General features: G+C 66.9%; 22 protein-coding genes and 1 pseudogene. 9 read left to right on the plus strand and 14 right to left on the minus strand.

Annotated elements, in window-relative coordinates:
* Nucleotides 1-53 precede the first annotated feature (53 nt).
* Together ABE472_RS10410 and ABE472_RS10415 are read right to left on the minus strand one after the other, a co-directional pair.
* On the minus strand, nucleotides 54-1,457 hold the full coding sequence (locus ABE472_RS10410; protein WP_346466145.1) for a mannose-1-phosphate guanylyltransferase/mannose-6-phosphate isomerase: 1,404 nt from the start codon (nucleotides 1,455-1,457) through the stop codon (nucleotides 54-56).
* Nucleotides 1,458-1,473: 16 nt separating this feature from the next.
* Complete coding sequence (locus tag ABE472_RS10415; RefSeq protein WP_284128399.1) at nucleotides 1,474-2,823, minus strand: phosphomannomutase; 1,350 nt, start codon at nucleotides 2,821-2,823, stop codon at nucleotides 1,474-1,476.
* Between the two features lie 160 nt (nucleotides 2,824-2,983).
* Here ABE472_RS10415 and ABE472_RS10420 point away from each other — a divergent pair, with 160 nt between their 5' ends.
* From ABE472_RS10420 to ABE472_RS10430, 3 genes are read left to right on the plus strand one after another with little or no spacing between them, the layout of a single operon-like run.
* Nucleotides 2,984-3,718 carry a CoA transferase subunit A gene (locus ABE472_RS10420; RefSeq protein ID WP_284128398.1) on the plus strand — a complete coding sequence of 245 codons (735 nt, stop codon included), beginning with the start codon at nucleotides 2,984-2,986 and terminating at the stop codon, nucleotides 3,716-3,718.
* A gap of 1 nt (nucleotide 3,719) precedes the next feature.
* Nucleotides 3,720-4,352: a CoA transferase subunit B gene (locus ABE472_RS10425; RefSeq protein WP_346462895.1), complete on the plus strand. Its 633-nt coding sequence runs from the start codon at nucleotides 3,720-3,722 to the stop codon at nucleotides 4,350-4,352.
* 59 nt (nucleotides 4,353-4,411) lie between these two features.
* Nucleotides 4,412-5,002, plus strand: a complete 591-nt coding sequence (locus ABE472_RS10430) for an alpha-ketoglutarate-dependent dioxygenase AlkB (RefSeq protein WP_346466146.1) — start codon at nucleotides 4,412-4,414, stop codon at nucleotides 5,000-5,002.
* On the opposite strand, the gene ABE472_RS10435 is transcribed toward ABE472_RS10430, so the two are convergent.
* From ABE472_RS10435 to ABE472_RS10450, 4 genes are read right to left on the minus strand one after another with little or no spacing between them, the layout of a single operon-like run.
* Entirely contained in the window at nucleotides 4,980-5,639 is a 660-nt protein-coding gene (locus tag ABE472_RS10435) for an ABC-type transport auxiliary lipoprotein family protein (protein ID WP_284128394.1), read from the minus strand. The two genes, ABE472_RS10430 and ABE472_RS10435, sit on opposite strands and share 23 nt — an antisense overlap.
* The gene (locus tag ABE472_RS10440) at nucleotides 5,636-6,562 is read right to left on the minus strand and encodes an MlaD family protein (RefSeq protein WP_121042588.1); all 927 of its coding nucleotides are present in this window, start codon (nucleotides 6,560-6,562) and stop codon (nucleotides 5,636-5,638) included. Before ABE472_RS10440 ends, ABE472_RS10435 begins: the two co-directional genes overlap by 4 nt.
* Before the next feature lie 3 nt (nucleotides 6,563-6,565).
* Nucleotides 6,566-7,396 carry an ABC transporter ATP-binding protein gene (locus tag ABE472_RS10445; RefSeq protein ID WP_346462893.1) on the minus strand — a complete coding sequence of 277 codons (831 nt, stop codon included), beginning with the start codon at nucleotides 7,394-7,396 and terminating at the stop codon, nucleotides 6,566-6,568.
* Nucleotides 7,397-7,399: 3 nt separating this feature from the next.
* Complete coding sequence (locus ABE472_RS10450) at nucleotides 7,400-8,512, minus strand: ABC transporter permease (RefSeq protein ID WP_070426576.1); 1,113 nt, start codon at nucleotides 8,510-8,512, stop codon at nucleotides 7,400-7,402.
* A 160-nt stretch (nucleotides 8,513-8,672) separates the two neighbouring features.
* On the opposite strand from ABE472_RS10450, the gene ABE472_RS10455 reads away from it, so the two are divergent.
* On the plus strand, nucleotides 8,673-9,932 hold the full coding sequence (locus ABE472_RS10455; protein WP_088432072.1) for a threonine/serine exporter family protein: 1,260 nt from the start codon (nucleotides 8,673-8,675) through the stop codon (nucleotides 9,930-9,932).
* A gap of 90 nt (nucleotides 9,933-10,022) precedes the next feature.
* Here ABE472_RS10455 and ABE472_RS10460 read toward each other — a convergent pair.
* The 3 genes and pseudogenes from ABE472_RS10460 to ABE472_RS10470 all read right to left on the minus strand — a co-directional run.
* Nucleotides 10,023-10,397, minus strand: a pseudogene (locus tag ABE472_RS10460) (H-NS histone family protein); the annotation flags it as partial.
* Nucleotides 10,398-10,549: 152 nt separating this feature from the next.
* Nucleotides 10,550-12,241, minus strand: a complete 1,692-nt coding sequence (locus tag ABE472_RS10465) for a proline--tRNA ligase (protein ID WP_284128391.1) — start codon at nucleotides 12,239-12,241, stop codon at nucleotides 10,550-10,552.
* A gap of 98 nt (nucleotides 12,242-12,339) precedes the next feature.
* Complete coding sequence (locus tag ABE472_RS10470; RefSeq protein WP_284128390.1) at nucleotides 12,340-12,714, minus strand: DUF4124 domain-containing protein; 375 nt, start codon at nucleotides 12,712-12,714, stop codon at nucleotides 12,340-12,342.
* Between the two features lie 72 nt (nucleotides 12,715-12,786).
* Here ABE472_RS10470 and pssA point away from each other — a divergent pair, with 72 nt between their 5' ends.
* From pssA to rimI, 3 genes are read left to right on the plus strand one after another with little or no spacing between them, the layout of a single operon-like run.
* Nucleotides 12,787-13,566: a CDP-diacylglycerol--serine O-phosphatidyltransferase gene (gene pssA, locus ABE472_RS10475; RefSeq protein ID WP_284128389.1), complete on the plus strand. Its 780-nt coding sequence runs from the start codon at nucleotides 12,787-12,789 to the stop codon at nucleotides 13,564-13,566.
* A complete protein-coding gene (locus tag ABE472_RS10480) occupies nucleotides 13,563-14,045 on the plus strand; it encodes a hypothetical protein (RefSeq protein WP_284128388.1) in 483 nt (160 codons plus the stop codon). Before pssA ends, ABE472_RS10480 begins: the two co-directional genes overlap by 4 nt.
* Nucleotides 14,042-14,539, plus strand: a complete 498-nt coding sequence (gene rimI / locus ABE472_RS10485; protein ID WP_121042847.1) for a ribosomal protein S18-alanine N-acetyltransferase — start codon at nucleotides 14,042-14,044, stop codon at nucleotides 14,537-14,539. Before ABE472_RS10480 ends, rimI begins: the two co-directional genes overlap by 4 nt.
* A gap of 98 nt (nucleotides 14,540-14,637) precedes the next feature.
* Here rimI and ABE472_RS10490 read toward each other — a convergent pair whose 3' ends face one another.
* The 5 genes from ABE472_RS10490 to ABE472_RS10510 form a co-directional block, all read right to left on the minus strand.
* A complete protein-coding gene (locus tag ABE472_RS10490; protein ID WP_346466147.1) occupies nucleotides 14,638-15,462 on the minus strand; it encodes a DMT family transporter in 825 nt (274 codons plus the stop codon).
* 307 nt (nucleotides 15,463-15,769) lie between these two features.
* The gene (locus tag ABE472_RS10495) at nucleotides 15,770-18,538 is read right to left on the minus strand and encodes a valine--tRNA ligase (protein ID WP_346466148.1); all 2,769 of its coding nucleotides are present in this window, start codon (nucleotides 18,536-18,538) and stop codon (nucleotides 15,770-15,772) included.
* A 43-nt stretch (nucleotides 18,539-18,581) separates the two neighbouring features.
* Complete coding sequence (locus ABE472_RS10500) at nucleotides 18,582-18,788, minus strand: YqaE/Pmp3 family membrane protein (RefSeq protein WP_346466149.1); 207 nt, start codon at nucleotides 18,786-18,788, stop codon at nucleotides 18,582-18,584.
* 45 nt (nucleotides 18,789-18,833) lie between these two features.
* Entirely contained in the window at nucleotides 18,834-19,259 is a 426-nt protein-coding gene (locus tag ABE472_RS10505) for a DNA polymerase III subunit chi (protein WP_019182556.1), read from the minus strand.
* 85 nt (nucleotides 19,260-19,344) lie between these two features.
* A complete protein-coding gene (locus ABE472_RS10510) occupies nucleotides 19,345-20,823 on the minus strand; it encodes a leucyl aminopeptidase (RefSeq protein ID WP_313220012.1) in 1,479 nt (492 codons plus the stop codon).
* Between the two features lie 104 nt (nucleotides 20,824-20,927).
* Here ABE472_RS10510 and lptF point away from each other — a divergent pair, with 104 nt between their 5' ends.
* Together lptF and lptG are read left to right on the plus strand one after the other, a co-directional pair.
* A complete protein-coding gene (gene lptF, locus ABE472_RS10515; RefSeq protein WP_313209225.1) occupies nucleotides 20,928-22,007 on the plus strand; it encodes an LPS export ABC transporter permease LptF in 1,080 nt (359 codons plus the stop codon).
* Entirely contained in the window at nucleotides 22,004-23,113 is a 1,110-nt protein-coding gene (gene lptG, locus ABE472_RS10520; protein ID WP_313209226.1) for an LPS export ABC transporter permease LptG, read from the plus strand. Before lptF ends, lptG begins: the two co-directional genes overlap by 4 nt.
* The last annotated feature ends 796 nt before the right edge of the window (nucleotides 23,114-23,909 follow it).

Below are 23,909 nucleotides of genomic sequence, written 5' to 3' on the forward strand. Positions count from 1 at the left end.
AATAAAAAAAACCCGGCCTTGGCCGGGTTTTCTGTTTATCTGTCTGGCGTCGATCAGGTACGCCCGTACGTATCCTCAAACCGCACGATATCGTCCTCGCCCAGATAGCTGCCGGACTGCACTTCGATCAGCTCCAGCGGCAACTTGCCCGGGTTCTTCAGGCGATGGGTCACGCCCAGCGGGATGTAGGTGCTCTGGTTCTCGGTGAGCAGCAGCACTTCCTCACCCCGCGTGACCTCAGCCGTACCGCTGACCACGATCCAGTGCTCGGCACGGTGGTGGTGCATCTGCAGGCTCAGCGTCGCGCCCGGCTTGACCGTGATGCGCTTGACCTGGAAGCGGGCGCCATTGTCGATCGAGTCGTAGGCGCCCCACGGGCGGTATACCTTGCGGTGCCAGGTCGCTTCGGGACGGCCATCGGCCTTGATCCGCGCGACCACCTGCTTGATCTCCTGCATGCGGTCGCTCTTGCCGACCATGACCGCATCATCGGTCTCGACCACGATCACGTCATCCAGGCCGACCAGCGCGATCAGGCGCTCGCCGTAGGCGAAGGTGTTGCGGCAGTCGATCGCGATCACGTCGCCGTGGTGCGCGTTGCCCTTGCCATCCTGTTCGGACACGTCACGCAGCGCGGTCCACGAACCGACATCGTTCCAGCCGGCATCCAGCGGCACGACCACGGCGTCGGCGGTCTTTTCCATCACCGCGTAGTCGATGGAATCCGACGGCACGGCGGCGAAGGCGTCTTTGTCCAGGCGGGTGAAATCGCTGTCGCGGCGCGCCTGCTGCCAGGCGGTGCGGCTGCCGGCCAGCATGGCGGGATTGAACGTCTCCAGCTCGGCCAGGAAGCGCGAGGCCTTGAACAGGAACATGCCGCTGTTCCAGAAATACTCGCCCGACTGCACGTACGCGCTGGCGGTTTCCGCATCCGGCTTCTCGACAAACCGATCCACGGCGCGTACATCACCACCGGAAGCGGCCTTGATATAGCCGTAGCCCGTTTCCGGGCCGGTCGGCACGATGCCGAACGTCACCAGCTTGCCGGACTCCGCTGCCGGTACCGCACGCAGTACGGCAGCGCGGAACGCCTGTTCGTCGGCGATTACATGGTCCGACGGCAGCACCAGCAGCAGCGCATCATCACCGTCGCGGGTCGCTTCCAGCGCGGCCACCGCGATCGCCGGGGCGGTGTTGCGGCCAATCGGCTCCAGCAGGATTGCCTGCGGCTGCACGCCCAGCTGCTGCAGCTGCTCGGCGGCGACGAAGCGGTGCTCCTCGTTGGCGACGATCAGCGGCGCGCGGCCGGCGATCGCTGCCACACGCTGCCAGGTGGCCTGCAGCATGGTCTGTTCGCCGGCCAATGCCAGGAACTGCTTGGGGTAGGACTCGCGCGACAGTGGCCACAGACGGGTGCCGGAGCCGCCGGAAAGGATGACGGGAAGAAGGTTCTGCATGGTGGGGGTACTCGCCTCAGGCGTCCTTGAGCAATTGGGAAATTTCATCGGTGCGTGCGCGCAGCAGCGCTGCGTCGCCGCGGGTTTCAACATTCAGGCGCAGCAGCGGCTCGGTGTTGGAACTGCGCAGGTTGAAGCGCCACTCGCCGAAATCGGCGCTGATGCCATCGGTGTGGTCCAGTGCCGGCGCCTGCGCGGCGTAATGCTCCATCACGCGGGCGACGGAGCGCTTGGCATCGGCGACCTTGAAATTGATCTCGCCGCTGCACGGGAACTTCTGCATGCGCGCTTCGACCAGATCGGCCAGCGAACGGCCGGACTCGGACACCAGCGCGGCGATCAGCAGCCACGGGATCATGCCGGAATCGGCGTAGGCGAACTCGCGGAAATAATGGTGCGCACTCATCTCGCCGCCGTAGACGGCATTTTCCGAGCGCATTTTTTCCTTGATGAACGCGTGGCCGCTCTTGCACAGCACCGGCTGGCCACCGGCTTCCTCGACCATTTCCACCGTGTTCCAGGTCAGGCGCGGGTCGTGCACGATCTTGCCGCCGGGCTGGCGCGCGAGGATCGCCTGGGCAAGCAGACCGACCAGGTAATAGCCTTCGATGAAGCGGCCGTTATGGTCGAAGAAGAAGCAGCGGTCGAAGTCGCCATCCCAGGCGATGCCGAAGTCCGCGCCATGCTCGCGCACGGCCTGCGCGGTGAGCTCGCGGTTTTCCGGCAGCAGCGGATTGGGGATGCCATTCGGGAAGCTGCCATCGGGCTCGTGGCAGATGCGGATGAACTCCAGCGGCAGGTGCGGGGCGAGCAGATCCACGATCGTGCCGGCGCCGCCGTTGCCGGCATTGACGACCAGCTTCAAGGGCTTGAGGGCCTTGGGCTCGATGTAGCTCAGCAGGTGCGCGATGTAGGCGCTCTTGTCCGGATGCGACTGCAAGCCGGCGCTCGGCTCGGCGGCGGGGGCCTGGTCGGCCTCGACCGCATCGGAGATCGCGAACAGGCCGGTATCGGAGCTGATCGGGCGGGCCTGCTCCTTGACCAGCTTCATGCCGTTGTAATCCATCGGATTATGGCTGGCGGTGACCATGACCCCCCCGGCCGCCTTCAGGTGGTCCACCTGGAAATAGACTTCCTCGGTTCCGCACAGCCCGATGTCGAGCACCTCGCGGCCGGCGCCGCGCAGGCCGGCTGCCAGCGCATCCTGCAGGGCCCCGCTGGTGAGGCGGACATCGTGGCCCACCACCACCGTGCCGGGCGACAGCTGCGCCGCCAGGGCCACGCCGATGCGACGGGCCAGATCTTCGTTCAGTTCATCCGGAACCCGGCCGCGGATGTCGTACGCCTTGAATGCGGGGAGCGTCATCTATTCAGTCCTTCTGACAGTCAGCGCACTAGTTTAGCCGCTGCCGTGTATGGGAATCGTTTTCACCGGGGCGGGCCGGGTCAATGCCGGAGCCCGGGGGCAGGGAAAGCCCCGGGCAATGGCTACAATGGCCGCTTACATCAACGAGGTGAGGGCGTAGATGAGCAAGTCCCCAGACAACGCCGGGCGACGTGGAAAGCAGTACGCCAGTGCGGCTGAAGCGCTGCAAGGCGCCATCGCCGATGGCCAGACCCTGGCGGTCGGCGGGTTCGGCCTGTGCGGTATTCCCGAGGCCCTGATCGCCGCGCTGCGCGATTCCGGTGCCAAGGATCTGACCGTGATCTCCAACAATGCGGGCGTGGATGGCTTTGGCCTCGGCCAGCTGCTGGCGACCCGCCAGATCCGGAAAATGATCTCGTCCTACGTGGGCGAGAACAAGGAATTCGAGCGCCAGTACCTGGCCGGTGAGCTGGAGCTGGAGTTCAACCCGCAGGGCACCCTGGCCGAGCGCCTGCGTGCCGGCGGTGCCGGCATCCCGGCCTTCTTCACCGCAACCGGCTACGGCACGGTGGTGGCCGAGGGCAAGGAAACCCGCGAATTCGATGGCAAGCACTACGTGATGGAGACCGCGCTGCGCGCCGACGTCGCGCTGGTCAAGGCGTGGAAGGCCGACGAGGCCGGCAACCTGGTGTTCCGCAAGACCGCGCGCAACTTCAACCCGGCCTGCGCGATGGCCGGCAAGCTGTGCATCGTGGAAGTGGAAGAGGTGGTGCCGGTGGGCAGCATCGACCCGGACCAGGTGCACCTGCCGGGCATCTACGTGCACCGCATCGTGCACAACCCGCACCCCGAGAAGCGTATCGAACAGCGTACCGTGCGCCAGGAGGCGAACTGAGATGGCCTGGACCCGCGATGAAATGGCACAGCGCGCCGCGCGCGAACTGACCGACGGCGCCTACGTGAACCTGGGTATTGGCCTGCCGACCCTGGTCGCCAACCACATTCCCGACGGTGTGGATGTCTGGTTGCAGTCCGAAAATGGCCTGCTCGGCATCGGCCCGTTCCCGACCGAGGCCGAGGTCGACGCCGACCTGATCAATGCCGGCAAGCAGACGGTGACCGCACGCGCAGGCGCCAGCTACTTCGGCAGCCACGACAGCTTCGCGATGATCCGCGGCGGCCACATCAACCTGGCCATCCTCGGCGCGATGCAGGTCACCGACAAGGGCGACCTCGCGAACTGGATGGTGCCGGGCAAGATGGTCAAGGGCATGGGCGGGGCGATGGATCTGGTCGCCGGCGTGCAGCGCGTGGTGGTGCTGATGGAGCACACCGCCAAAAGCGGCGAGCACAAGATTCTGCCCGAGTGCAATCTGCCGCTGACCGGTGTCGGCGTGGTGGACCGCATCATCACCGACCTTGCCGTGTTCGATGTCACTGACACGGGCCTGGTGCTGGTCGAGGCGGCTCCGGGCGTGGGTATGGATGAGTTGAAGGAAAAGACCGGCGTGGCCTTCGTCCAAGCCTGATTGCCATCGCTGCCGTGGTGTCCGTTCAACGGGCACCACGCTGGCTCCTGAGGAAGGCCATGGACCTGCATCTGCGCGACGCTGAAGTGAGTTGGCACCGTCACTGGCTCTCCCGCGACACCGCCGACACCCTCCAGCGCACGCTCCGCGACGACGTCCCATGGGAGGTGCACACGATCCGGATGTTCGGCCGCCAGGTCGATTCCCCGCGCCTGAGCTGCTGGATGGGCGACCCGGCCGCGCGCTACCGCTATTCCGGTACCGAGTTCGTGCCGCAGCCCTGGCATCCGGCGCTGCTGCCGCTGCGCGATCAGCTGGCGGCCTGCTGTGGCCATGCGTTCAACAGCGTGCTGCTCAACCGCTACCGCGATGGCGATGATGGGATGGGCTGGCACAGCGACAACGAGCCCGAACTGGGGCCGGCACCGGTGATCGCGTCATTGAGTCTGGGCGCGGCGCGGCGGTTCCTGCTGCGGCGCCGGGACGACCATGCGAAGAAGGCCGAGGTCCTGCTGGACCATGGCGATCTGCTGGTGATGGGCGGGCAGACCCAGCGCCATTACCAGCATTCGCTGCCGAAGAGCGCCCGGCCGCTGGCCGAGCGCCTGAATCTCACGTTCCGCTGGATCAACGCACCCGGGCAGGGGTGACCGCGCTGCGGGCGTGATCCTGCTCGCCGGTCACCAGCGTCCAGCCCACCACGTTCGTGGTCAGCGTCTGCAGGCCCTGTTCCAGCGCGGCGGTGACCTGGGCGACGTCGGTGCTGCCGACCGGGTTTTCCTGGCGGAAGGTGCGGTCGGCGACCACGCGCTGGTCGATCACGTGGATCAGCTTGGCGTTGACTTCGATCAGCGCGGTCGGCGTAGCCTGGCCGCGGTAGTCGGCTTCGAAGCGGCGCACGTCCATGGCCAGTTTGTAGTCGGCCCGGATGCCGGTGGTGACCCGGGCCACCCCGTTGATGCGACCGGAATCCTCGAAACCGCGCACCAGCGCGTCATCGAGCATGTCGGTGGCCGGCTGGGCCCAGCTCACGCCCTTGTAGACCTCCAGTTCGGAGGGGGTCGGGCGCACGTTGATGCGCGGGCTGTCGACCACGCGCGCGGCGCTGGGCTTGACCAGTACCAGCTGCCAATCGACGGTCGGCCAGCTCGGGTCGGCCTGGATGCGGACCACGGGCGAATAGATGGTCACCGCGCTGCGCTCGTTGCTGCCCAGCAGCGAGCAGCCGCCAAGCGCGGCGATCAGGGCGATCGGCAGCAGAGGCCGGAACAAGGTCGGGCGGCTCATTTGGGTTCGAACTCCTTGGGTGCGTCGCGGCCGAGCAGATAACGTGCCGGGTTGTTGTCCAGGCGGTCGCTGACCCGGCGCAGATCGCGGATCAGCCCGCGCAGCTCGGTCAGGGTCGGGCCAAGCTGGGCCAGGCCATCGTTGGCGAAGCTGTTGATCGCCGCACGGTTCTCGCCAAGGATCGAATCGGCGTTTCCGGCGGCCGAATCCAGCTTGCTCAGCGTGGTTTCCAGTTTGTCCAGGATCGGTGGCAGCTGCTGCACCAGATTCTTGTCCAGGCGCTGGATGGTGCCGTTGGTGCTCTTGAGGGTGACGTCCAGGCTGCGTGCGGCATCGCGCGCGCTGAGCAGCAGCGCCTGGGTGCCCTGGTCACGGTCGGCCAGGCCGCCGCTGATGGTTTCCAGGTTGGCCAGGGTCGCGTTGATGCTGGCCACGTTGCGGTCGCTCAGCACCTGGTCCATGCGCTCGACGATGCGGTTGGCCACGTCGGTGATGTTCTGCAGCGCCGACGGCGTGGTCGGGATGATCGGGGCCGGGTCCTTGTTGACCGCGGTCAGCGCGGCGGACTGCGGCGTGCCGCCACTGAGCTGGATGATCGACGGACCGGTCAGGCTGGTGATCGCCAGTTTGGCGCGGGTGTCGGTCTTGACCGGCGTATTGGAGTTCAGCCGGATCCGCGCGACCACCTGGCGCGGATCGTCCGGGACCAGGTTCAACTCGGTGATCGAGCCGACCGCGATGCCGTTGTACTGCACCGGGCTGCCCACCGACAGGCCGGTGACGGCCTCGCGGAACACCACGCGGTATTCCGTCCAGGTGCGGTCGGAGGAGTACTTGGCGGCCCACAGGCCGAAGGCCAGCAGCGCCAGTCCCACCACCAGGGTGAAGGCGCCGATCAGGACGTAATTGGCTTTGGTTTCCATGGCTTACTCGCTCTCGTGCTTTGCATCGCGCGCAGCACGCGCGCGCGGTCCGTGGAAGTACTCCTGGATCCACGGGTGGTCCAGTTGTTCGATCTCGTGCAGCGGGGCATTGGCGATGACCTTCTTGTCGGCCAGCACCGCCACCCGGTCACAGATCGCATACAGCGTGTCCAGATCATGTGTGATCAGGAAGACAGTCAGGCCCAGCGCTTCCTGCAGGGTCTTGATCAGGCGGTCGAACGCGGCCGCGCCGATCGGGTCCAGCCCGGCCGTGGGCTCGTCCAGGAACAGCAGCGGCGGGTCCAGCGCCAGCGCGCGGGCCAGGCCGGCGCGCTTGCGCATGCCGCCGGACAGCTGCGAGGGCAGCTTGTTGATCGCATCGGCGGGCAGGCCGGCCAGCTTCACCTTGAGCAGGGCCAGTTCGTAATGCCAGCGCTCGGGCAGCTCGCCGTGATGTTCCTTCAACGGCACCTGCACGTTCTCGCCCACGGTCAGCGAGGAGAACAGCGCACCATCCTGGAACAGCACGCCGGTATTGCGTTCGATATGCAGGCGGTTGGCCGGGTCGCTGGAGCGGGCATCGACGCCGAGCACCTCGATCTGACCATCGTCAGGCGTGCGCAGGCCGAGGATGCTGCGCATCAACACCGATTTGCCGGTGCCCGAGCCGCCGACCACGCCGAGGATCTCGCCGCGACGCACATCCAGGTCCAGCCCGTCGTGTACCACCTGCGCACCGAAACGGTTGGTCAGCCCGCGCACGCGGATCAGCAATTCGCCGTCATCGCTGGCGGCAGCGTCGCGGTCAGGGGCCGGCGCGGTGTCGGTGATCATCGGTTACCAGCCCATCTTCATGAACCACAGCGCGGCGAACGCGTCGAGGATGATCACCAGCGAAATGGCCTGCACCACGCTGGAGGTGGTGCGCTCGCCGACCGACTGCGCGGTGCCTTCCACCTTCAGGCCTTCCAGGCAGCCGATCAGGCCGATCACCAGCGCGAACACCGGCGCCTTGGACAGGCCCACCAGCATGTTGCGCACTTCCATGGTGTCGTGCATCCGCGCGATGTACATCTGCGGCGGGATATCCAGATCGAACGCACCCACGGTGATGCCACCGGCCAGGCCGGCGACCATCGCGATGAAGGTCAGCAGCGGCAGGGTGATCAGCAGGGCGATCAGCCGCGGCAGCACCAGCAGATCGACCGGGTCCAGGCCCAGCGTCTTCATCGCGTCGATTTCTTCGCGCGCCTTCATCGCACCGATCTGCGCGGTGAACGCACTGGCGGTGCGGCCGGCCAGCACGATCGCGGTCAACAGCACGGCGAACTCGCGCAGGAAGGCGATGCTGACCAGTTCGACCACGTAGATCTCGGCGCCGAAGTCGCGCAGGATCGTGGAGCCGAGGAAGGCGATCACCGCGCCCACCAGATACGAAAGCAGTGCCACCAGCGGCACCGCATCCAGGCCGACCTGTTCCATCTGGGCGACGGTGGCGGTGAGACGGAAACGGCGCGGTTCCTTGATCAGGCGCGCGCCCTTGACCAGGTTCTCGCCGAGGAAGCTGGCCAGCGCCACGATGTTGTGGCCCATGCCGTGCACGCTGACACCCAGCCGTTCCAGTGCGGCCAGCACGCCGAAGTCGCGCTTGGCCTTGGGCCGGTCGTCGGCGACTTCCTCGATGGTGGAGACCAGCGCACGATGCTCCTCGCGGAACGTCACCGCGTCCTCGCCGAGATCGGCGCGGTGGGCCACGCGCAGCAGCTGCAGCACGCCGGCCGAGTCGAGCAGGGTGATCCCGCTGGCGTCCAGACCGGTCACCTTCTCAGGAAGGCCGCGCAGCACCTCGGCCGCGTCCAGCGCGGTGCGTAAAGTCCAATGACCAGACAACCGGATCAGACCGGGGTCTTGGGCATCCTGCTCGAGATGGGGGGCTTGGTCTGAGGTCATGTAGGCGTCCTGCGCGCAGCATAACCTGTCCGGGTGCATGGCTCGCGTATGCGCCGGACCGGGCTGAACGCGTTGCTCGGCAACACCGGGGGCGTCATGCCGCGATGCGATGCCACCGGGATTCTTCAGGCCGGGGCGTGTTCGGGTAATACTACGGCGCATGTCTGCCGACGCCCCCACCATCGTTGCACCACCGGCCACCTACGCACAGCGCGTGGCCTTCGTTTCGGAAATGGCCGGGCGCCTGCACAGCTATGGCACTACCGCGCAGCGGCTGGAAGCCGCCGTGGTCGCGCTGGCGCAGCGGCTGGACCTGGATTGCGAGCCGTGGTCGAACCCGACCGGCCTGATCCTGAGTTTCAGCGACCCGACCAAGGCGATCGGTTCATCGGACATCACCCGCGTGATCCGGCTGGCACCGGGCGAGAACGACCTGCATAAACTCAGCATCGCCGACCAGATCACCGATGCGGTGGCCAACGGCACCATGAGCATCGCGCAGGGGCATACCGCGCTGCGCCAGCTGGACAAGGATCCCGGCCGCTGGGGCAAGATCCGCACCATTCTTTCCTACAGCCTGGGCGCAGCGGGCGTGGCCGGCCTGTGGAAACTGCCGTGGCTGGATATCGCCACCGCCGGCGTGATCGGTCTGCTGATCGGCGTCATGGGCATGTATACCGACCGCCGCCCGGCCACGCGCGAGGCCAACGAAGCGTTGGCGGCCCTGCTGGCCGGCTCGGTGGCGACGCTGGTGGCCTCCTTCATCGGGGCGCTCAACCTCAATACGGTGATCATCGCCTCGCTGGTGGTGCTGCTGCCCGGGATGTCGCTGACCAATGCGGTCAATGAGCTGGCCAGCCAGCACTGGGTCTCCGGCACGGCGCGGTTTGCCGGTGCGGTGACCACGATCCTGAAACTGACGGTGGGCGCGGTGATCGCGGTGACCCTGTCCGGCATCGTCGGGCTGGAACCGCTGGTGCGCGCCTCGCGGCCGCAGGCCGATTGGGTCGAGTGGGGGGCGCTGCTGCTGGCGGCGTTCGCGTTCGCGATGTTGTTCAAGGCCAACCGCCGCGATTTCCCCTGGGTGATGGCGGCGGCGGTCGCCGGTTATGCGATCTCCAAATTCGCGGGCCAGGCGTGGGGCATTCCGGCCGGCATTTTCATGTCCGCGATGCTGCTGACCGCCGCCGGCAATCTGTTTGGCCGGCTGGCGCAGCGCCCGGGCGCGATCATCCGCCTGCCCGGCATCATCATGCTCGTGCCCGGCAGTACCAGCCTGCGCGGCGTGCTGACGCTGGTCCAGCAGCAGGACATGAGCGCCGGCCAGACCGTGCTGATGACCGTGCTCAACGTGGTGATGGCGCTGGTGGCCGGCCTGCTGTTCGGCAATCTGCTGATCCCGGCGCGCAAGAATCTTTGACCCTTCCGGTCACCGCGCGCGCCATCAACGGGTACGAAAACGCCGGCGCGAGGCCGGCGTTTTCATGTGCAGCAGTGACTGACCGGCTTACTTCTTGATCAGGAACTCTTCAACCTTCTTGCCCTTGGCAGTATGCGCAGCCAGCCAGCGCGGCTGCTTGCCACGGCCGGTCCAGGTTTCCTTCGGGTTGGCCGGGTTGCGATACTTCGGAGCGACCTTGCCGAGCTTGCGCACGGCCTTGGCCGGGGCCTTGGTGGCCTTGCTCGCGGCACGGCCACGTGCGGCCGGGGCGGCACCGCCGAACAGTTCTTCCACCGAATAGCCCTGGGCCTTGGCCAGCTTGGTCAGCTGTGCGCGGACCTTGGTGATCGCCGGACGCTTGGCCACGATGGTCTGCTGCTTCTTGGCGTTCTTGATCAGCGCGCCCAGCTCTTTGGCGGACAGGCCGCTCAGGTCGATACTCATCTACTACTCCGCAATATATGAAGGACAGGGTGAGCCGGTCCTTGGCGTCGGAAACAGCATACATTCTCTTTTGCGAAATACACAAACAAACCGGAGTTATTGAAACCGGGTCCGCCATTGAAAAGGCCGGGTTATTCACCCGGCCTTTGTCATTACTTCGTCAATTTTGCCAGCAGCGCGTCCTTGTCGAGGACCTCCGCTTCGGCGGCATTGCGCGCGCGGTACTCGAACGTGCCGGCGGCGACGCCGCGTTCGGACACCACGATCCGGTGCGGGACGCCGATCAGTTCCATGTCGGCGAACATCGCGCCCGGGCGCAGGCCGCGGTCATCCAGCGCCACATCCAGGCCGGCGGCCTGCAACTGCGCAAGCAGCTCGGCGGCGGTGGACGACACGGTCTCGTCCTGCTTCGGATTGATCATGCAGACCACGACCTGCCACGGCGCCATCGCGTCCGGCCAGATAATGCCGGCATCGTCGTGATTCTGTTCGATCGCCGCCGCCACGATGCGCGAAATGCCGATGCCGTAGCAGCCCATCGCCAACACCGCAGCCTTGCCGTTTTCGTCAAGCACGGTCGCATTCAACGCCTGCGCATACTGGCGGCCGAGCTGGAACACATGGCCGACTTCGATGCCGCGCGCGATCTTGAGTTCACCGCCATCGGCGGCACGATCACCGGCCTTGGCGTTGCGGATGTCCGCCACTTCCGGTTCGGGCAGGTCGCGGCCCCAGTTGACGCCGGCGATATGGGCACCGGCTTCGTTGGCACCGATGACGAAATCGGCCAGCGCGGCGACGTCGCGGTCGGCCACGATGCGGATCGGCTGGGCCGGATTGAGCGGGCCGAGGAAGCCCGGCTCGCTGCCCAGATGCGTGGCGATCTCCGCCTCGCTGGCCATGCGGTAGCCCTGCAGACCCTCGACCTTGCCCAGCTTGATTTCATTGACGTCGTGATCGCCGCGCACCAGCGCCAGCACGAAGCCGGCCTCGCTCATGATCGCGACCGACTTGACGGTGCGCTCCAGGCCCAGACCGAGCAGGGCGGCGACGGCTTCGCAGGTCTTCTGCGTGGGCGTATCGATCCTGCGCAGCGCTTCGCTGGCGGCCGGGCGCTCGCCCGGGGCCGCGGCGATGGCCGCTTCCATGTTGGCCGCGTAATCCGAGCCGGTGGAAAACACCAGCGCGTCTTCGCCCGACTCGGCGATCACGTGGAATTCCTGCGAGGCGTCGCCACCGATCGCGCCGGAGTCGGCCTGCACCATGCGGAAATCCAGGCCCAGGCGGGTGAAGATGCGGCTGTAGGCCGACTTCATGTTTTCGTATTCGCGCACCAGGCACGCATCGTGCAGGTGGAAGGAATAGGCATCCTTCATCAGGAATTCGCGCGAGCGCATCACGCCGAAGCGCGGGCGGATCTCATCGCGGAACTTGGTCTGGATCTGGAAGAAATTGACCGGCAGCTGCTTGTAGCTGGACAGCTCCTGGCGCGCGAAGTCAGCGGCAGCCTCTTCCGCGGTCGGGCTGTAGCAGAACACCTGCTCCTTGCGATCCTTGAGCTTCAGCAGCTGCGGGCCGAACTTTTCCCAGCGGCCGGTGGCTTCCCACAGTTCCTTGGGCTGGATGGTCGGAATCTGGAATTCCACCGCGCCGGCCCGCTCCATTTCCTCACGCACGATGCGCTCGACCTTGCGCAGCACGCGCAGGCCCAGCGGCGACCAGGTGTACAGCCCCGAGGCCAGCTTGCGGATCATGCCCGCGCGCAGCATCAAGCGGTGGCTGGTCAGCTCCGCGTCGCTGGGGGTTTCCTTGGTGGTGTGCAGGTGGAACTGGGAGAGGCGCATCGTCGGCTTCGCTGAACGGCAGAAGCCGATATTCTGCCAGTCCGGCCGCCGCGATGGGTGTTGCGGTTGGTTTTGGCCGCCTCGACGGGGCCGGTGGCTCAGGCCTTGGGGGTGCAGTAGGCCTGGATGGCGGCCTCGGCCAGGGTCTTCTGGGCGCTGCGCTGCTCGTCGGTCAGGGCGGTATCGGCCGTGCCGTCGCCATCGGCGTCCTGCATGACCTTGCCCGGCCCGTTGAGCAGGGTGAGATTGCCGCGGGCGTCGGTGCAGGCCTTGTTCTCGGCCGGGGCGGCGGCGGTCTCGCGCGGGAGCGGGTCCCGGTTCTCGACCTGGCGGGCCTCGTACTTCTGCCCGGCCGGTGGCTTCTCCGAATACTGGGTGACGCCGTTGGCATCTTTCCACTTGTAGACAGTGCCGGCGCTGGCCGTGGCGCTGGCGAGCAGCAGCAGGCCGCTCAGACGGGACAGGGCACGCATGGCAACTCCGGGAACGGGGCAGAACCGCGATTGCAGCACCCCGGGCCGGTGCTGGCAAGCTAAACTGGCCGCATGGATCAGATGAAACCCCCGCCGCGCTCGCGCAGCATTTACCTGCTGCCCAACCTGTTCACCACCGCAGGCCTGTTCGCCGGCTTCTACGCGATCATCGCCGCGGCCAACGGCGACTTCGTGAATGCCGCGGTCGCGGTGTTTGTCGCGGCGGTCATGGACGGCCTGGACGGCCGCGTGGCCCGCCTGACCGGCACCAGCAGCGAATTCGGCGTGCAGTACGACTCGCTGGCCGATCTGGTCAGCTTCGGCATGGCCCCGGCCCTGGTGATGTACCACTGGTCGCTGTCCTGGCTGAAGTTCGACGACCCGGTGATGGGCCGCGTCGGCTGGGCGGTCGCCTTCCTGTATGCCGCCTGCGCCGCGCTGCGCCTGGCCCGTTTCAATACCCAGGTCAGCGTGGTCGATAAACGCTGGTTCATCGGCCTGGCCAGCCCGGCCGCCGCGGGCCTGATGATGTCCTTCGTCTGGGCCTTCGCCGATGGCAACCTCGGCTGGGACGGCAACCAGCTGCGCTATGTCGCGCTGGGCGTGACCCTGGTGGCGGCGCTGCTGATGGTGAGCCGGATCCGCTTCTGGAGCTTCAAGGGCAGTGGCGAGAAAGGACCGCGCGCCGATCGCGTGCCGTTCCTGGCGCTGGCCCTGGTGCCGATCGCCATCGCGATCATGGTCATCGATCTGCCGCGCGTGCTGTTCGCGGTAGGCGTGGTGTATGCCTTGTCAGGCCCGTGCTACTGGGCGTGGCAGCGCACCCGCAAGACGGTCGAGCCGAACGCGTGAGCGGGCAGGCGCTGCCGCCATTGTGGTCGCCGGCGCAGCAGTCCTGGCTGCAGGCGATGGGCTATACGGTGTTCGTCGACGGCAGTGTCGAGCCGGAGGCCGCTGCCGTACCTGATGTGCAGCTCAGCGCGGCGCCGCTCGCAGAGTCGTCCGTGCCCGTGCGCCAGTCGCGGCCGGCACCGGCGGTGGATGCGCCCGCACCGGTGCGCCGAAGCGCGCCGCGCACGGTCGAAGAAGGCGCGCCGCCGCCCGTTCCGGCGGCCACGCCGGCACGCGCAGGCGGAGGCCGCCGCGCCGCGGTGCGGATGCCCGATCGCCTGCAGATCGCCCTGCTACGCGCCTCCGGCTGCAACCCGGCCGAGCCGGACACCCAGGTCTTGATGGCCAGCTGGAACCTGGATGAACTGCGCAGCAGCGCCGCCGCCAAGCGCGCGTTGTGGCCGCAGCTGCGCGCCCTGCGCAAACGGGGCCGGTCGTGAGTGCGGTGAGCTCGCCGCGGCCGTTGTCGCTGCGCGCGCTGCGCGAAAGCGACCTCAATGCGGTGATGGCCATCGAGGTGCGCGGTTACCCGTACCCGTGGACCCGCGGCATCTTCCAGGACTGCCTGCGTGCCGGTTATCCCGGCCTGGCGATGGAAGAGGACGGCCTGCTGATGGGCTACGGCCTGCTCAGCATCGCCGCCGATGAAGCCCATATCCTCAACATCTGTGTGGACCCGCTGTGCCAGTCCCGTGGCCACGGCCGCTACCTGCTGCGCGCGCTGGTGAAGCTGGCACGCGACCATGGCGCGCACCGCGTGTTCCTGGAAGTGCGCCCGTCCAATACCTCGGCCGTGGCCCTGTACCACAGCGAAGGGTTCAATGAGATCGGCCGCCGGCCGCGCTATTACCCCGCCCGCGACGGGCGCGAGGATGCGCTGGTGATGGCGATCGAGCTGGTCGACGACGACATCCAGGTGATGCCGCCGCTCTGACGTCCCGATGTAGAGCCACCCCATGGGTGGCTGCTGTTCGATCCGGCCCGTACGGGGTGTGGCTGTCGGAGACAGGCGCAGCCACCCATGGGGTGGCTCTACGTGATCCGCAGCACCACTGCCCCGAGCACGATCAGGCCGGCGGCGATCCAGCGCTGGCGGGTGACCCGTTCGTGCAGGATCCAGGCCGAGATCAGGATGCCGAACAGGATCGAGGTTTCGCGCAGCGCGGCGATCATCGCAACCGGCGCCACGGTCATGGCCCACAGCGCCAGGCCGTAGGAGATCAGTGTCCCGAACCCGCCCACGATGTCGTAGGCCCAGTTGCGGCGCGCATAGTCACGCAGCGCGCCGGCGCGGGTGCACAGCGCCCACAGGGGCAGGGGCAGGCCGGAGAGCAGGAACAGCCACAGGGTGTAACTCACCGCCGCGCCCGAGTGGCGCGCGCCCCAGGCATCGACCAAGGTGTAGGTGGCGATGACGCCGGCATTGAGCAACGGCAGCCACAGATGCTGGCGCGAGGTGCCGCGGGTCATGCACAGGATGCCCAGGCAGATCAGCGCGATTCCGCTCCACGCGATCCACGCCAGGCGCTCACCCAGAAACAGCGTGCTGATCAGCGCTACCAGGATCGGCGCGCAGCCGCGCATCAGCGGGTAGGACGCGCTCATGTCGGTCAATTGGTAGGTACGTGCGACGAGGACGTAATACCCGACCTGGAGCAGGGTCGAGGTCGCCAGCCATGGCCAGCTCTGCGCGGCGGGTGTGGGCATGAACGGCAGCGCGATCGCGGCGATCACCGCCGCCGAGCCGGTGACCAGGATCGTGGTCAGCAGCGTGTCGGTGCCGCGTTTGACGATCGCGTTCCAGCTGGCATGCAGCAGGGCGGCGAACAGCACGATGCAGAAGAGGGACAGCGACATCGTGTCGGCGGTCATTCAATCCGTGGACGAACCCGCATCATGCCGCAGATGGGCAGCCATCGCGCTCGAAAGCGCGCGGGCCGGGCCCTACCTACGTTATCGGCCCAGGGTAGAGCCACCCCATGGGTGGCTGCACGCCATCCCGCCCCGGAAGGCAGCCACGCATGGCGTGGCTCTACCCTGGCCCCGCAGAAGCAGCCACGCATGGCGTGGCTCTACCCTGGCCCCGCAGAAGCAGCCATGCATGGCGTGGCTCTACCCTGGCCCCGCAGAAGCAGCCACGCATGGCGTGGCTCTACCCGTGCGCTTACAGCTTCGCGCGCTGCGAGCGCAGGCCATCCAGCTGGGCGGTCCATTCGACCAGGCGCACGCGCTCCTGCTCGACCACGGCCGCGGGCACCTTGTCGGTGAACTTGGCCAGCTTGGTCTCGCTCTTTTCCTTCTCCGATTCCACCCGGGCGATTTCCTTGTCCAGGCGCGCGCGTTCGGCGCCCAGGTCGACCAGGCCCTCCAGCGGCACCAGCAGGGTGAGATCGCCCACGATCGCAGCGGCGGCCGGCGGCGTGTCGCTGCCGTTGGCCAGCCATTCGATGCGCTCCAGCTTGAGCAGGAACGACAGCGACGAGGTGAAACGGGTCATGCGCGCGCGGTCGTCGTCGTTGCCACCCTGCAGCAGCAGCGGCACCAGCTTGGACGGCGGCACGTTCAACTCGCTGCGCACGCGGCGCAGCGCGTTGACCATCGACTTCAGCCATTCCACGTCGGCTTCGGCGCGGGCGAAATCACCCGCGAACTCCTCGGCGGTCGGGTACGGACGCAGCGAGATGGTGTCGTCGGTGATGCCCAGGCGCGGGGCGACCTGGCGCCACAGCTGCTCGGTGACGAACGGGGTCAGCGGGTGCAGCAGGCGCAGCAGCGCTTCGAGCACGTACAGCAGGGTGTGGCGGGTGCTGTTGGCGTCATCGGCGTCGGCACCGTTGAGGGCCGGCTTGGTCAGTTCCAGGAACCAATCGCAGAACTCGTTCCAGGCGAATTCGTACAGGCACTGCGCCAGCAGATCGAAGCGGTAGTTGGCGTAATGCGTCTGCGCTTCGGCCGAGACCGCGGCCAGGCGCGCCAGAATCCAGCGCTCGGCATCGGTACGCGGCTGCGGCACGCCGGTGAAGCTGCTGCCCTCGGTGTTCATCAGGGTGAAGCGGCTGGCGTTCCACAGCTTGTTGCAGAAGTTCTTGTAGCCCTCGGCGCGGTTCATGTCGAACTTGATATCGCGGCCGTGGGTGGCCAGCGCGGCGATGGTGAAGCGCAGCGCATCGGCACCGTGGGCGATGATGCCCTCGGGGAATTCGCGGCGGGTCGCCTTCTCGATCTTCGGCGCGTCCTTGGGCTTCATCAGGCCGGTGGTGCGCTTGGCGACCAGGTCCTCGATGGAGATGCCATCGATGATGTCCAGCGGGTCGAGCACGTTGCCCTTGGACTTGGACATCTTCTGGCCCTGCGCATCGCGGATCAGGCCGGTGATGTAGACGTCCTTGAACGGAATCTTCCCGGTGAAGCTGTCGGTGGCCATGATCATGCGGGCCACCCAGAAGAAGATGATGTCGAACCCGGTGATCAGCACCGACGACGGCAGGTAGCGCTCGAAACCGCGCGCGTCCATCGCCTGCTCGTTCGGCCAGCCCAGCGTGGAGAACGGCCACAGCTGCGAGGAGAACCAGGTCTCCAGCACGTCGCTGTCCTGGTGCAGGGCGAGGTCGGCAGCGAGGTTGTTCTTCGCGCGGGCCTCGGCTTCATCACGGCCGACATAGCAGCTGCCCGCGTCGTCGAACCACGCCGGAATGCGGTGGCCCCACCACAGCTGGCGGCTGATGCACCAATCCTGGATGTTCTCCATCCAGTGGCGGTAGGTGTTGATCCAGTTGGCCGGGACGAACTGGATGCTGCCGTTCTCGACCAGCTCCAGGCCGCGCTTGGCCAGCACGTCCATCTTCACGAACCACTGGTCGGTCAGGTACGGCTCGATCACCTGCTGGGTGCGATCGCCACGCGGCACCTGCAGCTTGTGTGCACGGGTCTCGACCAGGATGCCCAGATCTTCCAGCTCGGCCAGGATCACCTTGCGCGCTTCGTAACGGTCCAGCCCGCGGTACTTCTCCGGGGCGTTGTCGTTGATCGCCGCCACCGGGGTGAACAGGTTGATCATCGGCAGGTTGTGGCGCAGGCCGACCTGGTAATCGTTGAAATCGTGCGCGGGGGTGACCTTGACCACACCGGTACCGAACTCGCGGTCGACGTAATCATCGGCGATCACCGGGATCTCGCGGTCGGTCAGCGGCAGCTTGACCATTTTGCCGATCAGATGCGCATAGCGCTCGTCTTCCGGGTGCACCATCACGGCGGTATCGCCGAGCATGGTTTCCGGGCGGGTGGTGGCCACGGTCAGGGTGCCGCTGCCATCGGCCAGCGGGTAGCTGATCGACCACAGGAAGCCGTCTTCCTCAACGCTTTCCACTTCCAGATCGGAGATGGCGGTCTTCAGCACCGGATCCCAGTTGACCAGGCGCTGGCCACGGTAGATCAGGCCCTGCTCGTGCCAGCGCACAAACGCCTCGACCACCGCTTCGGACGGCTGCGGGTCCATGGTGAAGGTGCTGCGCGACCAGTCGCTGGAGGTGCCCAGGCGGCGCATCTGGCGCTCGATGGTGTCACCGGACTGCGCCTTCCACTCCCACACCTTCTCGATGAAGCCGTCGCGGCCCAGCGAATCGCGGGTCTCACCGGTGTTGGCCAGCGCCAGGTTGCGCGACACCACCATTTCGGTGGCGATGCCGGCGTGGTCGGTGCCGACCTGCCACAACGTGTCGTAGCCGCGCATCCGGTGGTAGCGCACCAGCGCATCCATCAGGGTCTGCTGGAAGGCATGGCCCATGTGCAGCGTGCCGGTCACGTTCGGCGGCGGCAGCAGGATGGTGTACGGCTCGCCCTTGCCGGACGGCTTGAAATGGCCGGCCTTCTCCCACGCGTCGTACAGCGCGGTTTCAAAGGTTTTCGGGTCGTAGCTGGAGGCGAGTTGGGTCATGCGGGAACCAGGATCGAATACGGAAGGTGGGGGTGCCGGAAGCTCAGCGCCCGAAGGCGCGGCGGATCTTCTGGTCGGTATGGAACTGTGAGACCGCGTAGGCGGCCCAGATCGCGGCGGGCAGCCAGCCAGACAAGGACAGCCGACTGACAGTCGGCTCTACCTTCGAGACGTTGAGGATGCCTGCGATCGGGCGGCCGATGGTGAAGAAGGCGAACCAGGGAAAGATCAGGGCGATCAACAGGCGCATCAAGGGTCTCCGGGGGCGGCGGCGACCGGACGGGCGCCGCGCGGGTTACATGTCGTACTTGTTCAGGTCAAAGCCCAGTGCCTTGTACTGGCGCCAGCGTTCGCGCAGCGGTTCGCGCGCCTCGGGGTCAGCCGGCACCACTTCCAGCACGCGGTCGCAGGCTGCCAGATAGGGATCGTCGCGCAGGTTGATCACCAGCGGCCGGGCCGGGGCCTCGGTGCCGGGCACGGCGATCAGCACCAGCGCCTCTTCCTCGTCCATGTCTTCGCCGGCGATCTGGTGCGGGATGTAGGCATCGTTGTCGAACGCCCACAGCAGCTCGTCCAGCTCTTCGGCCTGGGCCTGGTCGCGTGCCAGCACCAGGGTGAACAGCCCGGCGTCATTGGCCTTGCGGGCCAGTTCGCAGACCAGGCGCAATGGCTCGGTCAGGAAGCGGGGCTTGGCGATCAGGTAGAAATCAGCACGGGACATGGCAGGGCCTGGAGCGGAGGGAGAACCCGGCGCCAGGCCGGGCGGGACCGCGGCCACCCGCAGGCGGCCGCGATCGGGCAGGGCATCAGGCGCGGGCGACCTGGTCCAGCAGCCACTGGCTCAGCAGGCCGACCGGGCGGCCGGTGGCCATGCCGCGCTTGCCTTCGTCGCTGGCCACGCCGGCGATGTCCAGATGGGCCCAGCGCTGGCCTTCGGCGAAGCGCGACAGGAAACAGCCCGCGGTGATCGCACCGGCCCAGCGGCCGCCAATGTTGTAGATATCGGCGAAGCTGGAATCCAGCATGGGCTGGTACTCGTCCCACAGCGGCAGGCGCCAGGCGCGGTCGAACACGTGCTCACCGGCGGCCAGCAGCTCGTTGGCCAGGTCGTCGTGCTTGGTCATCAGGCCAGCGGTCTGGTGGCCCAGCGCGACCAGGCAGGCACCGGTCAGGGTGGCCACGTCGATCAGCGCGGCCGGCTCGAAGCGCTGCGCGTAGGTCAGGGCGTCGCACAGGATCAGGCGGCCTTCGGCGTCGGTGTTGCCCACTTCGATGGTCTTGCCCGACATCGAGGTGATCACGTCCGAGGGGCGGTAGGCATTGCCGTCGATGGCGTTTTCCACCGCCGGCACCACCACCACCAGGTTCAGCGGCAGCTTGGCCGTGACGGCCGCGACGAAGGTGCCGATGACGTTGGCGCCACCGCACATGTCGTACTTCATCTCTTCGATGCCGCCCTGGGTCTTCAGGTTGACGCCACCGGTATCGAAGGTGATGCCCTTGCCGACCAGCACGTAGGGCTTGGCGTCGCCGCCGTTGTTCCACTTCAGCACGACCAGGTGCGGGCGGTTGGCCGAGCCACGGGCCACGGCCAGCAGCGAGCCCATGCCCAGCGCTTCCATCTGCTGTTCGTCCAGTACCTCCGCTTCGGCGCCTTCATGCGCCTGCGCGAACGCGACCGAGGACTCGGCCAGGTAGGCCGGGGTGCAGACGTTCGGCGGCAGGTTGCCCAGCTCGCGGGCGTACTGCACGCCGGCGGCGATGGCCTGGCCCTGGGCCAGCGCCTGGGTGTCGGTGCCGGCGATGGCCAGCGTGGTCAGGCCCGGCTCGTCGGCCTTCTTCTTGCCCAGCGTGGCGCTGTAGCGGTAGGCGGCGTGGTCGGCGGTGATGATGGCCTGGCGGATGTTCCAGGCGGCATCGCGGCCCTTGACCTCGATCTCGGTCAGGGTGAACAGCGCGTGGTGGTTGACCCCGCTCTTCAGGGCGCGGCTGGCATCGCCGACCGCCTTGAGGTACTGCGGCACGCCGAATTTGGCCGGTTCGCCCAGCCCGACCACCAGCACGCGTGCGGCGGTGACGCCGGGCAGATCGTGCAGCAGGGTCGTGTTACCGGTCTTGCCGCCCACGTCGCCGCGGGCGATCAGGGCCGACAGGCGGCCACCGGACGCGGTGTCCAGGGCCTGTGCCGCCGGGCTCAGGGTCTGGTCGGCATAGGCGCCGACGATGACGCAATCGCACTCGGCCGAGGCCGGTGCTGCGTGGTTCAGGGTGAATTCCAGGGCCATTGATCAGATTCCGTTGGCAAATCCGTACAATCGCGAGCTGTTTACGTCCCGTCAGTAGACTGGGCAGCACCGCGAACGAATCCGAGAGTTTAAACCACCGCCCCATGTCGAAGCTCGATCGCTATCTCCTGCGTGATTTCGTCCAGAGTTTCCTGGCCACCCTGATCGTGTTGCTGGTGGTGAGCGTCGGTGGTGTCCTGGTGGACATCCTCGGCAACATCGCCGACGGCCGCCTGCCTGCCCGCCTGCTGTTCTCACAGCTGGGCCTGCAGTTCATCGTCTATATGCCGCTGATCCTGCCGCTGGCGCTGATGCTGGGCCTGCTGCTGGCCACGGCCCGGCTCTACCGGGACTCGGAAATGGCGGTCATCACCGCCATCGGCGTCGGCCCCAAGCGCCTACTGCGCCCCCTGCTGATGCTGGTGGTGCCGGTGGTCGGCCTGATCGGGCTGTGCTCGCTGTGGCTGGGCCCCTGGGCCGACCGCACCGGCGAGACGATGATCGACGAGGCCAACCGCAGCGTGGTCATGGCGGGCCTGGAGGCGGGCAAGTTCACCTCCCTGCCCAATGGCGGCGTGGTTTACCTGTCTTCGGTCTCCCCGGACGGCACCCAGCTGGGCAAGGTCTTCCTGCAGCGCCAGAAGGAGGACCGCATCGAAGTGATCTCCGCCGATCACGGCCGGATGTACTTCGAGGGCGCCAAGCAACGCTATCTGGAGCTGGATGACGGCCACCAGGTGGAAGGCCCGGCCAACGGTGCGCTGGACTACAAGCTGATGACCTTCGCCCGCAACGACGTGGCGATGCCCGACGGCGCCGAGACCCGCAAGGACGACGACCCCGAACTGCTGCGCACCACCCAGCTGTTCGGCGATGAGCGCCCCGAGGCCCAGGCGCAGCTGCACTCGCGCATCGCCCCGCCGCTGATCGCGCTGGCCTTCGCCCTGATGACCCTGCCGCTGGCCCGCAGCTCGCCGCGCCAGCAGCGCTACGGCCGGATGATGCTGGCCTTCCTGGCCTATATGGTGGGCATGAACCTGATGTTCATCGGCACCCGCTGGATCGCCGATGGCAAGATTCCCGCCGTGGCGGGCCTGTGGTGGCTGACGCTGCCGTTGCTGGCCCTCGCCCTGTGGATGTATTTCCGCGACGGCAAACTGTCGCGTCCCCGGAGGACCGCATGAACGTGTTGCGCCCCATGCGGTTTGATCTGTACCTGGGCCGTGCCGTGTTCGGCACTGTCCTGCTGACCTGGGCGGTGCTGGTCGGCCTGGACGTGGTGATGGCCTTCTCCGGCGAGTTCAAGGACGTCGGCAAGGGCAGCTACACCCTCGGTCACGCGGCCGCCTGGGTGCTCTACACCGTGCCCCGCCGCGCCTATACCTTCTTCCCGACCGCCGCCGTGATCGGCGCGCTGATGGGCCTGGGCCAGCTGGCCGCCACCTCCGAACTCACTGCACTGCGCGCGCTGGGCCTGTCGCGCAAGCGGCTGAGCGTCTCGGTGGCGATCGCGCTGTCGCTGATGACCGCGGTGATGGTGTTCAGCGGCGAAACGCTGGGCCCGTGGGGCCAAAGCAAGGCCGACGACATCAAGATCAGCGCCAAGTGGGGCAGCAGCCTGAGCGCGGCCCGCTATTCGGGCGTGTGGGCGCGCGAAGGCGACACCTTCCTCAACGCCCAGAGCGGCGACGAGCAGTTGCAGGCCGGCGGGGGCACGCGGCTGATCCTGCACGATGTGCGCCTGTACAAGATCGCCGACGACGGCCGCCTGGCCTCGCTGACCTACGCCACCACCGCCGAACATGGCGCCGATGGCTGGGTATTGAACAAGGTCCGCCGCGACACGTTCGGTGAGCGTTCGGCAACGCGGGAGACGGCCGAATCCGAGCCGTGGAATTCACGCCTGGATGCGGCGGCGCTGGCCAGTGGTATCTCCAAGCCACGCAATCTGACGGCGATGGATCTGCGTACCAGCATCGAGTACCGCAAGCGCAATGGGTTGGATGCGCGCGATTACGAGGATGTGTACTGGAGCCGTTGGTTCTATCCGATCAATGTGTTGGCGTTGTGCCTGGCGGCGGTGCCGTTCGCGTTCGGTTCGCTGCGCAGTGGCGGTATGGGCAAGCGGTTGTTCCTGGGCATTCTGTTCGCGCTGGGCTTCTGGTTGTTGCAGTTGTTCTTCGGGCGCATGGCCGGTGCGTTGAAGTTCGATTACCGGATTGCGTATGCGTTGCCGCCGATTGTAATGATGGTGGTGTCCGGGTTGTTGTTCCGACGTAAGTCGGGCTGATTCATCTGCTCACACGCCAAACGCCAAACGCCAAACGCCAAACGCCAGAACCGAGGCCGAAGCCGAAGCCGAAGCGGCCCCCCGGGGGGGTCGTGCTTGGTGCGCCGGGCGCGCCTTTCGGGGCCCCGCCGCATGTCCGCCCCTGTCGGGGGGTGTGCGGCCACCCTTGGCAGCACACGGTCCCGGCCTGGCAATCCCGTCGCGCCTCCGACAGTGTTCTGGTGGGGGTAGGGAGAGCAGGAGCAGCCGGGCATGGCCCGGCTCTACCGTTCTGACGGGTTGGCGAAGTGACGCTGTTCGTATTGAATCTTGGCGACTGAGCGACTGAGCGACTGAGCGACTGAGCGACTGAGCGACTGAGCGACTGAGCAATTGATCGACGAAGGCTTGATCGATTCAGCGAAGGTACGACTTCGCTATGAAGATTGCGCTCCTTACGCGTCTTGATCGCGAGAGCCGGTACTGAGTGCGAAACGTCGGTCACGCAACAAATCCGCCTTGATCAACCGCACTTCGCAATCTGTCAATGCGGAGAGGCGCAGCCCATTTCAGGGCCGTAGTGCGCCATGGATGGCGCACTACGAGCTTACATGGGTGAGGGCGGATCGCTTGCGAGGCACTGCCTCGCATCCGACCGAACGCACAGCCGCCAGCGGCTGGGCCGGGCCGCGGAGCGGGACTTGCAGCGGGCCCAGAAATGGGTTGCGCCTCTCCGCAAACGCACAGAAAACAGAGGCGCTGCTTTCAGCGCTGTTCTGGAAGGCTTTAGAGCGTCAGTGCGTCAGTGCGTCAGCGC

The organism is Stenotrophomonas sp. TWI809 (assembly GCF_039673205.1).
Classification (GTDB): domain Bacteria; phylum Pseudomonadota; class Gammaproteobacteria; order Xanthomonadales; family Xanthomonadaceae; genus Stenotrophomonas.